Source organism: Hydrogenophaga sp., assembly GCF_051007235.1.
GTDB lineage: Bacteria > Pseudomonadota > Gammaproteobacteria > Burkholderiales > Burkholderiaceae_C > Hydrogenophaga.
Genome location: NZ_JBPCSJ010000298.1, coordinates 1 through 10,910 on the forward strand (window position 1 = coordinate 1; position 10,910 = coordinate 10,910).

Annotated in this window: 9 protein-coding genes and 2 pseudogenes; 6 read left to right on the top strand and 5 right to left on the bottom strand. The window is 68.7% G+C overall.

The features are described 5' to 3' along the window. The 5 genes and pseudogenes from ACR2JA_RS10560 to cobA form a co-directional block, all read right to left on the bottom strand. A pseudogene (locus ACR2JA_RS10560) lies at positions 1 to 401 on the bottom strand (nitrate ABC transporter permease); the annotation flags it as partial. A 123-nt stretch (positions 402 to 524) separates the two neighbouring features. Beyond that, positions 525 to 1,817, bottom strand: a complete 1,293-nt coding sequence (locus ACR2JA_RS10565) for a CmpA/NrtA family ABC transporter substrate-binding protein (protein ID WP_434009041.1) — start codon at positions 1,815 to 1,817, stop codon at positions 525 to 527. A gap of 362 nt (positions 1,818 to 2,179) precedes the next feature. Then, positions 2,180 to 3,472, bottom strand: coding sequence for a nitrate- and nitrite sensing domain-containing protein (locus ACR2JA_RS10570; protein WP_434009042.1), 1,293 nt, complete (start codon positions 3,470 to 3,472; stop codon positions 2,180 to 2,182). Between the two features lie 309 nt (positions 3,473 to 3,781). After that, positions 3,782 to 4,477 carry a substrate-binding domain-containing protein gene (locus ACR2JA_RS10575; RefSeq protein ID WP_434009043.1) on the bottom strand — a complete coding sequence of 232 codons (696 nt, stop codon included), beginning with the start codon at positions 4,475 to 4,477 and terminating at the stop codon, positions 3,782 to 3,784. Positions 4,478 to 4,560: 83 nt separating this feature from the next. After that, positions 4,561 to 5,403: a uroporphyrinogen-III C-methyltransferase gene (gene cobA, locus ACR2JA_RS10580; RefSeq protein WP_434009049.1), complete on the bottom strand. Its 843-nt coding sequence runs from the start codon at positions 5,401 to 5,403 to the stop codon at positions 4,561 to 4,563. A gap of 238 nt (positions 5,404 to 5,641) precedes the next feature. Here cobA and ACR2JA_RS10585 point away from each other — a divergent pair. The 6 genes and pseudogenes from ACR2JA_RS10585 to ACR2JA_RS10610 all read left to right on the top strand — a co-directional run. Continuing rightward, positions 5,642 to 7,363, top strand: a pseudogene (locus ACR2JA_RS10585) (cytochrome D1 domain-containing protein). Positions 7,364 to 7,522: 159 nt separating this feature from the next. Then, positions 7,523 to 7,837 (top strand): c-type cytochrome, encoded by a 315-nt coding sequence (locus tag ACR2JA_RS10590; RefSeq protein WP_434009044.1) that lies wholly within the window; start codon positions 7,523 to 7,525, stop codon positions 7,835 to 7,837. Positions 7,838 to 7,852: 15 nt separating this feature from the next. Continuing rightward, the gene (locus ACR2JA_RS10595) at positions 7,853 to 8,200 is read left to right on the top strand and encodes a c-type cytochrome (protein ID WP_434009045.1); all 348 of its coding nucleotides are present in this window, start codon (positions 7,853 to 7,855) and stop codon (positions 8,198 to 8,200) included. Further along, positions 8,197 to 9,474: a cytochrome D1 domain-containing protein gene (locus ACR2JA_RS10600; RefSeq protein WP_434009046.1), complete on the top strand. Its 1,278-nt coding sequence runs from the start codon at positions 8,197 to 8,199 to the stop codon at positions 9,472 to 9,474. Before ACR2JA_RS10595 ends, ACR2JA_RS10600 begins: the two co-directional genes overlap by 4 nt. Before the next feature lie 3 nt (positions 9,475 to 9,477). Continuing rightward, the gene (ahbB, locus tag ACR2JA_RS10605) at positions 9,478 to 10,551 is read left to right on the top strand and encodes a siroheme decarboxylase subunit beta (RefSeq protein WP_434009047.1); all 1,074 of its coding nucleotides are present in this window, start codon (positions 9,478 to 9,480) and stop codon (positions 10,549 to 10,551) included. Next, a partial coding sequence (locus ACR2JA_RS10610; protein ID WP_434009048.1) for an Lrp/AsnC family transcriptional regulator occupies positions 10,535 to 10,910 on the top strand: 376 nt, incomplete at its 3' end. The genes ahbB and ACR2JA_RS10610, both read left to right, overlap by 17 nt.

Consider the following 10,910-nt stretch of genomic DNA (forward strand, 5'->3'; position numbering starts at 1 on the left):
GCCGGGATGCCGACGAGCGCTGCCATGCCGAAGCCGATGGCCACGCGCTGCAGCGAGGCCAGCACGTTCCAGCCCACGCCCTGGTCGTTCGGGCCGTTGCGGTAGAACGGATCGGAGAACACCTGCACCGCCTGCGCCCAGGTCTCGGCCGGCTTGGGGATGCCGCTGTCGCTGGTGGAGGCAATCGCCTGCCACACCAGCACCAGCAGGGCCAGGCCCAGCATCGGTGGCAACACCGCCATCCAGAAACCGCGGAAATCGCGCGCCGGTTTCTTGGGTGCCGGTGCGGCGGTGGCGGTAGGCGTCGGTGCGGTCATGTTTTGGGCGGTGGGTGACAACGTGGCACTGGCGGCTGGCGCGGCCGGTGCTTCCAGCGGTGAATGAAAAACAGCGGCAACCATGGTGGATGTCCTTTCAGAGCAACGAACGAAATGCCTTCAACCCAGAACGCTGCGGAACCGGCTTTGCCGGGCCGCCAGCGTTGCCCCCCTTGGGGGGTGACGGCCGAAGGCCGGCGCGGGGGGTTACGCCTTGATACTGAAGCCGTCGGCGTACTTGGCCGGGTCTTTGCCGTCCCACACCACACCGTCCATCAGCTTGCTGCTGCGCAGCGACTCCTTGGGCACGCTGATGCCCATGGCGCCGGCGACCGACTTGTACAGCTCGATCTGGTTGACCTGCTTGGCGACGGCAAGGTAGTCCGGGTGGCTCTTGATCAGCCCCCAGCGCTTGTGCTGCGTGACGAACCACATGCCGTCGGACAGGTACGGGAAGTTGACCTTGCCGTCGTTGAAGAACTTCATGTGGTTGGGGTCGTCCCAGGTCTTGCCCAGGCCGTTCTGGTAGCGGCCCAGGATGCGCTGGTTGATCGCGTCCACCCCGGTGTTGATGTAGGCCTTCTGCGCCACGGTCTCGGCCATCTTCAGTTTGTTCTGCAGGCCGGCATCGATCCAGCGGCTGGCTTCCAGCACGGCCATCATCACGGCGCGCGTGGTGTTGGGGTACTTCTTCATGAAGTCCGCCGAGGTTCCCAGCACCTTTTCGGGGTGGTCCTTCCAGAGGTCCTGCGTGGTGTTGGCCGTGATGCCGATGCCGTCCATGATGGCGCGGTGGTTCCAGGGCTCGCCCACGCAGAAACCGTCCATGTTGCCCACGCGCATGTTGGCCACCATCTGCGGCGGCGGCACGGTGATCAGTTTGGCGCCCGACAGTGGGTTGATGCCGGCCGCGGCCAGCCAGTAGTGCATCCACATGGCGTGGGTGCCGGTCGGGAAAGTGCCCGCGAAGGTGTACTCGCGCTTGTTGGCGGCCATGAACTTGGCCAGCGACGGACCGTCCACCGCGCCCTTGTCGGCCAGCGCCTTGCTCAGGGTGATGGCCTGGCCGTTGTTGTTCAGGTTCATCAGCACAGCCATGTCTTTCTTGGGACCGGCCGTGCCCATGTGCAGGCCGTAGACCAGGCCATAGAGCACGTGGGCGAAGTCCAGTTCGCCGTTGACCAGCTTGTCGCGCACGCCGGCCCAGCTCGCTTCCTTGGTGGGGACGATGGTGACGCCGTACTTCTTGTCGAAGCCCAGCACGTTGGCCATCACCACGCTGGCGCAGTCGGTCAGCGGGATGAAGCCGATCTTGACTTCGGTCTTTTCGGGCGCGTCAGAGCCGGCGGCCCAGACGCCGCTGTGGCCCAGGGTGGAGAAGAAGGTGGCGGCGGCCGCCCCCTTCTTGATGAAGTCGCGGCGCGAGGCTTCGACCGGTGCCGCGGTGTCGGGCGCGGCGGGCACGGTCAGGGTGGTGGGGGTGGTGCTGCTTGCGGTCATGTCCAACTCCTTCAGGGTCAAAAAACCGGGGGCCAAAAGCACAACGGCGTCCATCGCGTGACCTGCGCTGCAGCAGGTCGGCAATGGACGCCGTTGTCCGTGTCTGGGAAGACGTATCAGGTGGGAACCGCCATTGGCCCCCGCCCGTTGACAGTCCCTATGCAGGGAGCGTGCCAGGTGTCGGGTTTACCCGTGGATGGTGTGCAGGTGCCTGATTTCAAAAGAAAAACCACTGTCTGGGGCCGGTCGGCAGGCGGGGAGGCGGGCGCCCTGTCTTGGTGCGCTTGCCCGCGGCGGGGCGGCCGTGGCACGTTCCTTGTGCGCTGCAGCAGGGCGGGGCGCCCCGGCCACGGTGCGCGCTGTCAGAGCGGCCGCTCGGGCAGCACCTCGGCCATGGAGAGCACGGCCTCGGCCACCTCGATCAGGCGGCGGTTCTGGTTCATGGCCATCTGGCGCATGGTCTTGTGCGCGGCGTCTTCGCTCAGGTGGCGGTGGGCCATCAGCAGGCCCTTGGCGCGTTCGATGGTCTTGCGCTCGTTCAGGCTGGCGCGCACGGTGTCCAGCTCGTCGCCCATGTGCTGCAGGCGCTGCGCCTGGTCGCGCACCAGTTCGAGGATGGAGCGCTCCACCTGCGGGCCGTAGGGCTGGCCGGGTTGCGCCAGCGTCACCGGCAGCGGCGGGGCCTTGCCCGCGTCGTCTTCAAAAAAGTCCTCGTCCTGTGGCGGTGTGTCGGTGGTCGCGCCCGCCACGCTGATCTGCAGGCGTTCGAAGGCCGCCAGGTCCAGTTCGGCGGCGCGCACGCGCTGGCCACACAGGGCCAGCAGCTCGGCGGCCAGGGCGTCTTCCACCGTTTTCATGGCGTCGATGCGGCGGGTGCAGGCATCGAACCAGGTCTGGCTGGTGCCGGCATCCAGGGCGGCGCCGTCGGGTGCGGTGCCCAGGATGCGGCGCAGCCGTTCCAGGCTGGCCAGGATGTCGGGCCGCTGCGCCATCTGCCAGACCTGCTGCAGCGGATCGCTGGCGAAATCGCTGAACACCTGCAGGCAGCGCTCCTGCGAGTCGATCAGGTGCAGCAGGCGCTGCTGCCCATCGGCGTGGGCGCGACCAGCGGCGAACAGGGCCGAGCCGGTGGCCCGTTCCTGGCCGGCGAATTCCTTGCCCTGCATGAAATTGAACAGCGCCACCAAGTGGCGCGAGATGCCCGGGTCCCAGGCGCTGTCGGCGGCTTCGAACACCACCGCCAGCAGTGCGTTGACCAGGCGGATGTAGGCCGCCGTGGCCCGGGCGGCGTCCCATGTCTGTGTTTGCACCCGTTCGCGCAGGCGTGGCAGGGCGCCCAGGCCCTGCAGCGCGTAGGCGATGCGGCCGAACAGCCGGGCGCGGTGGCCACTTTGCGCGGCCTCGGTGTCCATCTGCTCGAAGCAGGCCAGCACCTCGGCCTGCAGCACCAGGCTGTGCTCCACCTGCTCGCGGCGTTCCACCGCCCAGCGCTGGCCCTGCGACGCCAGGTACAGGTTGGACAGGCCCCGCTCGCGCTGCAGGGCGTGCACCAGCCGCGCCACCGCGTTGACCAGTTCGCTGGTCAGCGCCAGTTGCCGCAAACCGGCGATCTCGCAGCGCTTGGCCGCCATCAAAAAACTCAGAGCCGATTTCATGCCCTCAGCGGCAGCAACATTCGTGCCGATAGGTCAAGCACCCCCTGCGCGGCTGACGCGGCTTCCCCCTCTCTGGCGCGCCTTCGGCGCTGGGAGGGGATGCACCCTATGGCCGGGCGGAGCCCGTTCCATGGGTGCCCTGGGTAGAGGCACCTCGCGCCGGAGCGGAGGGCGGCCCCTCTTTCGCCCTCTCCCTTTGGGAGAGGGCGGGGGTGAAGGCAACGCTTGCCAGTGCCTCGCCTGATAGCGGGTCTTTCTCCAGCAGCGGAGCCCGTTCGCACAAAGCCCGAACGGGCCGATGCCGGAACGTCAGGCCGGGGTCATGCCGTGCTGCCGCTTGAGGTCGGCCGTGGCCGGGCTCGCCGCGAAGTCCAGGAAGGTCTGCACCGCCGCCGCCTGCGGGCTGACCGTGGCGCGCGCGGCCGAGAAGGTGGTGACGATCTGCACCGCCTCGGGCAGGCCGCCGATGACCTGTATGCCCGGCACGCCCATCATTTCGCTGAGCTGCTGGAAGCCCAGCGCCACCTCGCCCCTGGCCACCAGCGAACCGACCGAGATGCCCGGCGGCGGTGTGACGATGCGCGGGGCGATCTGCTGCGCAATGCCCCAGCGCTCGAACAGGGCCGCCAGCTGCACGCCGCTGGGGCCGGTCGAGTAGCCCAGCGTGGGTGCGGCCAGCACGGCGGCTTTCAGCGCGGCTTCGGTCGAGATGTCGGGCAGCGGCGCGCCGGCCGGCACGGCCACCGCCACCGCCGAATGCACCAGGTCCACCCGGGTGTCGGCCACCACATGGCCGCTGGTGGCGAGCCTGGCGATGGCGTCGGACGCCAGGGCCACGATGTCGAAGGCCTCGCCGGCCACCACGCGCTTGGCCGCGTCCACGCCGCCCACCGAGGTGATGGCGACGCCGGTGTCCGGGTGCTGCTGCGCGAACGCGGCCACCAGGTCGGCCAGCAGGGCCTTGGTGGCCATGGATGAGATCAGGGTCAGGGTGGTCTGGGGCATGGCGGTCGCGTGGATTCGGTGTGGACCCGCCAGCCTATCAAAGCGCGCCCCGCCTGACCCGTGGCGGGACCATCTTTCTGTTATCAGGCTGCGGCATGGAGGGCGGGGTCGCCCTCGGTTGCAGCTGTGGTGGCCGCCGGCATGAGCTGTGCCCGCACCGACACCACCGAGCCGATCATGATCAGCGCCGGCGGCCGCACCTGGTGGCGCAGCGCGAGCGAGGGCAGCTCGGCCAGGGTGCCGGTGATGCAGCGCTCGTCGGGCAGGGTGGCCTTTTCCACCAGCGCGGCCGGCGTGTCGGCCGGCAGGCCGTGGGCCACCAGCTGGCGGCAGATCTCGGGCAGGTTGTTCACGCCCATGTAGAGCACAACCGTCTGGTTCGGACGTGCAAGCAGGTCCCAGTCCATGTCGAGCTGGCGGTTCTCGCGCAGGTGGCCGGTGGACAGCACCAGCGAGCAGGCGTGGTCGCGGTGGGTGAGCGGGATGCCGACCGACGCCGCGGCGCCCTGCGCGGCCGTGAGGCCGGGCACCACGGTGAACGGGATGCCCTGCGCGGCCAGGGCCTGCGCTTCTTCACCGCCACGGCCGAAGATGTAGCCGTCGCCACCCTTGAGCCGCAGCACCGCGCGCCCGCTGCGCGCCAGACGCACCATGAGTTCGATGATGTCGCCCTGCGGCAGCGTGTGGCGGGACGATTCCTTGCCCACGTACACGCGCTCGGCGTCGGGTGGCAGGAAGGCCAGCACGGCCGGGCTGACGAGGTGGTCGTACAGCACCAGCGACGCGGCCTGCAAGGCCTTGACGGCCTTGAGCGTGAGCAGCTCCGGATCGCCCGGGCCGGCGCCCACCAGGGTGACGGTGCCGGGGGCCTGTGCCTGCAAGTGCGGGGTGTGGGCGGCTGCGATCAGCAGGTGGCTGGCGTCCATCGCGCTCATGGCGTTTCTCCTGTGGGTCTTGTGTGGGGCGTCTGTGGGGCTTGGGGTCATTGTTCGCAAGCCATCGCGGCGCGTCCTTGAACCAGTTCAAGGACAGGGCGCGGCCCCTTGCCGACCATGTGCCCAGCTCGCGCAAAGGCCTTGGACAGCTGCCCGGCGAGCGGTTCCGGTGTCCCGGGGAGGGCCCGGATCACCACCACAGCTGATCCGAACGGAGAGAGAGAAACCCATGAAAGCCACTCAGATCGTGCTGTCCTCGCTGGCCATGGCCGCGATGCTGGTCGCAGGCAGCGCCGTTGCCCAGGACAAGAAGAATCTCACCCAGCCCGAAGCCAACTACCAGGCCGGCGGGTCGCCCCTGGCGGGCGAGCCGATGTACCAGTCGACCAACCCCAAGGCCCCGCCGATGACGCAGGCCGAGTTCGACACCGCGCGCAAGATCTACTTCGAGCGCTGCGCCGGCTGCCACGGCGTGCTGCGCAAGGGCGCCACCGGCAAGCCGCTGACCCCCGACATCACCCAGGGCAAGGGCACCGACTACCTCAAGGTCTTCATCGCCTACGGCTCGCCGGCCGGCATGCCCAACTGGCAGACCAGCGGCGAGATGAGCGAGAAGGAAGTGGACCTGATGGCCCGCTACATCCAGCACGACGCGCCGACGCCGCCCGAGTACAGCATGGCCGACATGAAGGCCACCTGGAAGGTCATCGTCCCGCCCGAGAAGCGGCCGACGAAGAAGATGAACAACTACAACATCACCAACATCTTCAGCACCACGCTGCGCGACACCGGTGAGGTGGCGCTGATCGACGGCGACACCAAGCAGATCATCAACATCGTCAAGACCGGCTACGCGGTGCACATCTCCCGCCTGTCGGCCTCGGGTCGCTACCTGTTCGTGATCGGGCGCGACGCCAAGATCAACATGATCGACCTGTGGATGGAAAAGCCTGACAACGTGGCCGAGATCCGCACCGGCCTGGAAGCGCGTTCGGTGGAGACCAGCAAGTACAAGGGCTTTGAAGACAAGTACGCGATCGCCGGTTCCTACTGGCCGCCCCAGTTCTTGATCATGAACGGCGACACGCTGGAGCCGCTGAAGATCATCTCCACCCGCGGCAACACGGTGGACAAGCAGGAATACCACCCCGAGCCGCGCGTGGCCTCCATCGTGGGCAGCCACTACAAGCCCGAGTTCGTGGTGAACGTCAAGGAAACCGGCCAGACCCTGCTGGTGGACTACTCCAACATCGACGCGCTCAAGGTCACGACGATTGGCACCGCGCGCTTTCTGCACGACGGCGGCTTGGACTCGACCAAGCGCTACTTCATGGTGGCGGCCAACAACAGCAACAAGATCGCGGCGGTGGACCTGAAAGAAGGCAAGCTGACCCAGCTGATCGACGTGGGCAAGATCCCCCACCCGGGCCGCGGCGCCAACTTCACCCACCCGACCTACGGGCCGGTCTGGTCCACCGGCCACCTGGGCGACGACAGCATCTCGCTGATCGGCACCGACCCGGTCAAGCACCCCAAGAGCGCCTGGAAAGTGGTGCAGACCCTGACCGGCCAGGGCGGTGGTGCGCTGTTCATCAAGAGCCACCCCAAGAGCACCCACCTGTACTCGGACTCGCCGCTCAACCCCGACCCGAAGATCTCGCAATCGGTCGCGGTGTACGACATCAACAACCTGGCCAAGGGCTACACCGTGCTGCCGATCGCCGAGTGGGCGGGCATCCAGGACGACGGCGCCAAGCGCGTCGTGCAGCCCGAGTTCAACAAGGCCGGTGACGAGGTCTGGTTCTCGGTCTGGAGCGCCAAGAACAAGCAGAGCGCGCTGGTGATCGTGGACGACAAGACGCTCAAGCTCTAGGCCGTGATCAAGGACCCGCGCCTGATCACGCCGACCGGGCACTTCAACGTGCACAACACCCAGCACGATGTGTATTGAGGACTCCCCCCTGCGCCGCTGACGCGGCTTCCCCCCTCCGTGGCGCGCCTGCGGCGCTTCGAGGGGGGACGGCCCCTGTGGCCCGGCGGAGCCGGTTCCACGGGGCCCCTGGAGTGAAGTCACTTCGTTGTTGTTGTGTTCTTTCTTTTGGAGAGCTTCATGAAGAAACTGAATCTGCTGTTGCTGGCGTCGTTCATGGCGCTGGGTTCTGGCGCTGCGTTCGCCGATGGCGAGGCGGCCTTGAACAAGTCCGGGTGCATGGCCTGCCATGCCAAGGACAAGAAGCTGGTCGGGCCTTCGTTCAAGGACATCGCGGCCAAGTACAAGGGGCAGGACGTCTCGGCCAAGCTGTTCGACAAGGTCCGCAAGGGCGGGTCGGGCACCTTCGGGCCCATCCCCATGTCGCCCAACGGGCCCGACAAGATCGCCGACCCCGACCTCAAGGACGCCGTCGCGGTGATCCTCAAGTCCTGATCCGGGAGGCCTGCCGTGCTGCGTGTCGCTGCTGTCCTGTCTGCGCTGCTGCTGGGGCCCGTGTCGGCCTTCGCGCAGTCGGCGCCTGCGCCCGATGCCTCGCGTGCCCGCGAGCTGGTGCGCATGGTGCGGCAGGACTGCGGTTCGTGCCACGGCATGCGCCTGACCGGCGGCCTCGGCCCGGCGCTCACGCGCGAGGCCCTGGCCGATTTCCCCATTGACAGCCTGGCCGCCGTGATCTTCCATGGCCGGCCGGGCACCCCCATGCCGCCCTGGAAGGCGATGCTCAGCGAGCCTGAGGCACGCTGGATCGCGCTGCGCCTGCAGCAGGGCTTTCCGGAAGAAAGTGAAGGTGTTCGATGAAGCGCCGCGAATGGCTGGCCGCTGCGGCCACCCTGTCTTCTGTCGCCGCGTTCGGCAGCCTCACCGGTTGCGCCGCGCCCGTGCTGCGCGGCACCGGCGACCTGGGCGTGGTCATCGGCCGCGCCAACGGCACGCTGTACCTGGTGGACACCTCCACCCGCGCGCTGATCGGCGAGGTGCCCGGCCTGGGCGACCTGTCCCACGCCTCGGTGGTGTTCTCGCGCGACGGTCGTTACGCCTACGTGTTCGGGCGCGACGGCGGGCTGACCATGGTCGACCTCCTCACCCAGCGCATCACCCACCGTGTGATGCAGGCCGGCAACTCCATCGGCGGCGCCATCAGTGCCGACGGCACGCTGGTGGCGGCGCAGAACTACACGCCCGGCGGCGTGAAGGTGTTCGACGCGCGCACGCTGGAACTCGTCGCTGACATTCCGGCCGAATACGCGCCCGGCAAGCCCGAGACCGAGCGCCGGGCCGCTCCAAGCTCGGGCGAGATCCCCCTCGGGGGGCCGGCGTCCGAAGGCGCCGGGGGGCTCCAACGTTCTCGCGTCGTCGGCCTGGTCGATCTGCCGGGCCGGCGTTTCGCCTACAGCCTGTTCGACGCCGACGCGATCTGGGTCACCGACTGTTCGGACCCGAAGCGCGTCACCACCCACAAATTCGACGCCATCGGCCGCCAGCCCTACGACGCTCTGGTCACACCCGATGGCCGCCACTACATCGCCGGCCTGTTCGGTGAAGACGGTCTGGCGATGCTCGATCTCTGGGCCGATCAGCCCAAGGTGCGCCGCATCCTCGGCGGCTATGGCAAGGGCCAGGAGTCGCTGCCGGTCTACAAGATGCCGCACCTGCGCGGCTGGGCCGTGGCCGGGCGCCGCGCCTACCTGCCCGCCATCGGCCGGCACGAGGTGCTGGTGGTGGACACCGACAGCTGGCAGGAGGTGGGCCGCATCCCGGTGGCGGGCCAGCCGGTGTTCGTGATGGCGCGGCCCGACGGCCGCCAGGTCTGGGTCAACTTCGCCGTGCCCGACTACCACCGCGTGCAGGTCATCGACACCCAGCGTCAGCAGATCGTGCAGACGCTGGAGCCTGGCAAGGCTGTGCTGCACATGGAATTCACCCCGCGTGGCGACGCGGTGTGGATCAGCAGCCGCGACGAGAACCGTGTGAGCGTGGTCGACACGCAGAGCTTTGCCACCCGCGCGCGGCTGGATGTCCCCGCACCCAGCGGCATCTTCTTTACCTCGCGCGCTGCGCGCATGGGGTTCTGAGCCATGGATGCCGCCGTGAACCCCGCGATGCGCGCCGCCATGCAACCCGAGCTGCGTCTGCTCAACGACTGGCAGCACGGTTTCCCGCTGTGCCGCGACCCGTTCGGTGAACTCGGCACGCAGACCGGTCTGTCGCGCGATCAGGTGCTGATCACGCTGCGCCTGGCGCAGGACGACGGCCGCCTCAGCCGCATCGGCGGCGTGTTCGCCCACGGCAGCGGCGGCGACGCGGTGCTGGCCGCCATGGCCGTGCCGGCCCACCGCATCGACGACGTGGCCGCCACCGTCTCGGCCCACCCGGGCGTCAACCACAACTACCTGCGCGAGCACCACCACAACCTCTGGTTCGTCATGACCGGTGCCGACCGCAGCGCGGTGGACGCGGGGGTGGACGCGCTCGAACACGCCACCGGCCTGCCGGCGCTGCGCCTGCGCATGCTGCGGCCTTACCGCATCGATCTGGGCTTCGACCTGGGCGGTGACACCGCCCGCCGGCCCATGCGCGCCGCCCCGGCCACCACCACCCCGGCCCCGTTGCCCACCGATCTGTGGCCACTGGCCCGCCGCGTCGAGGCTGGCCTGCCCCTGGTCGAACGACCCTACGCCCAGTGGGCCGACGAACTGGGGCAGAGCGAAGACTGGGTGACCGAACGCATCGGCAGCTGGCTGCTGCAGGGGCGGCTCAAGCGCTTTGGCGTGGTGGTGCGCCACCACGAGCTGGGTTTTGCCGCCAACGCCATGACGGTGTTCGACGTGCCCAACGACCAGGTCGACGCCTGCGGCCGGGCGCTGGCCGAACAGGCCGGGGTGACCCTGGCCTACCGCCGCGCGCGTGCCCAGGGCTGGCCCTACAACCTGTACGCCATGGTGCACGGCACCCACCGCGACGCTGTCATGGCCGTGATCGAGCGGGTGACGCGCGACGCGGGCCTGGCACGGCACCCGCGCGCGGTGCTGTTCTCCACCCGCCGCTTCAAGCAAACCGGGGCGCGCCGTTTCCGTGGCTGGGCCAGTGCCCCGGCCTGTCCGCCCATGGTGATCCCTGTGCCGGAGGTGCCCCATGCTCACGCCCGATGACGCCCGCCTGGTCAGCTTCCTGCACGGCGGCTTTCCGCTGAGCGACCGGCCCTTTGCCGAGGTGGCCGCCCAGCTCGGCTGCAGCGAAGACGCGGTGCTCGACCGCCTGCAGCGCCTGCTCTCGCATGGCGACCTCACCCGCTTCGGGCCGCTGTTCCAGATCGAACGCGCCGGTGGCCGCTTCGTGCTGGCCGCGCTGGCCGTGCCCGAAGCGCGCTTTGACGCGGTCGCGGCCCAGCTCGATGCGATGAACGAAGTGGCGCACAACTACCGCCGCGAATCGGCCCACCCCGACCAGCCCGGCGCCACGCCGCTGAACATGTGGTTCGTGCTGGCGGTGGAATCGGCCGAGCAGATCG

Excerpts from the sequence above, each read along its gene's own strand:
- ACR2JA_RS10565 (WP_434009041.1), bottom strand. The coding sequence starts at position 1,817 with ATGACCGCAAGCAGCACCACCCCCACCACCCTGACCGTGCCCGCCGCG.
- ACR2JA_RS10570 (WP_434009042.1), bottom strand. The coding sequence starts at position 3,472 with ATGAAATCGGCTCTGAGTTTTTTGATGGCGGCCAAGCGCTGCGAGATC.
- ACR2JA_RS10575 (WP_434009043.1), bottom strand. The coding sequence starts at position 4,477 with ATGCCCCAGACCACCCTGACCCTGATCTCATCCATGGCCACCAAGGCC.
- cobA (WP_434009049.1), bottom strand. The coding sequence starts at position 5,403 with ATGGACGCCAGCCACCTGCTGATCGCAGCCGCCCACACCCCGCACTTG.
- ACR2JA_RS10590 (WP_434009044.1), top strand. The coding sequence starts at position 7,523 with ATGAAGAAACTGAATCTGCTGTTGCTGGCGTCGTTCATGGCGCTGGGT.
- ACR2JA_RS10600 (WP_434009046.1), top strand. The coding sequence starts at position 8,197 with ATGAAGCGCCGCGAATGGCTGGCCGCTGCGGCCACCCTGTCTTCTGTC.
- ahbB (WP_434009047.1), top strand. The coding sequence starts at position 9,478 with ATGGATGCCGCCGTGAACCCCGCGATGCGCGCCGCCATGCAACCCGAG.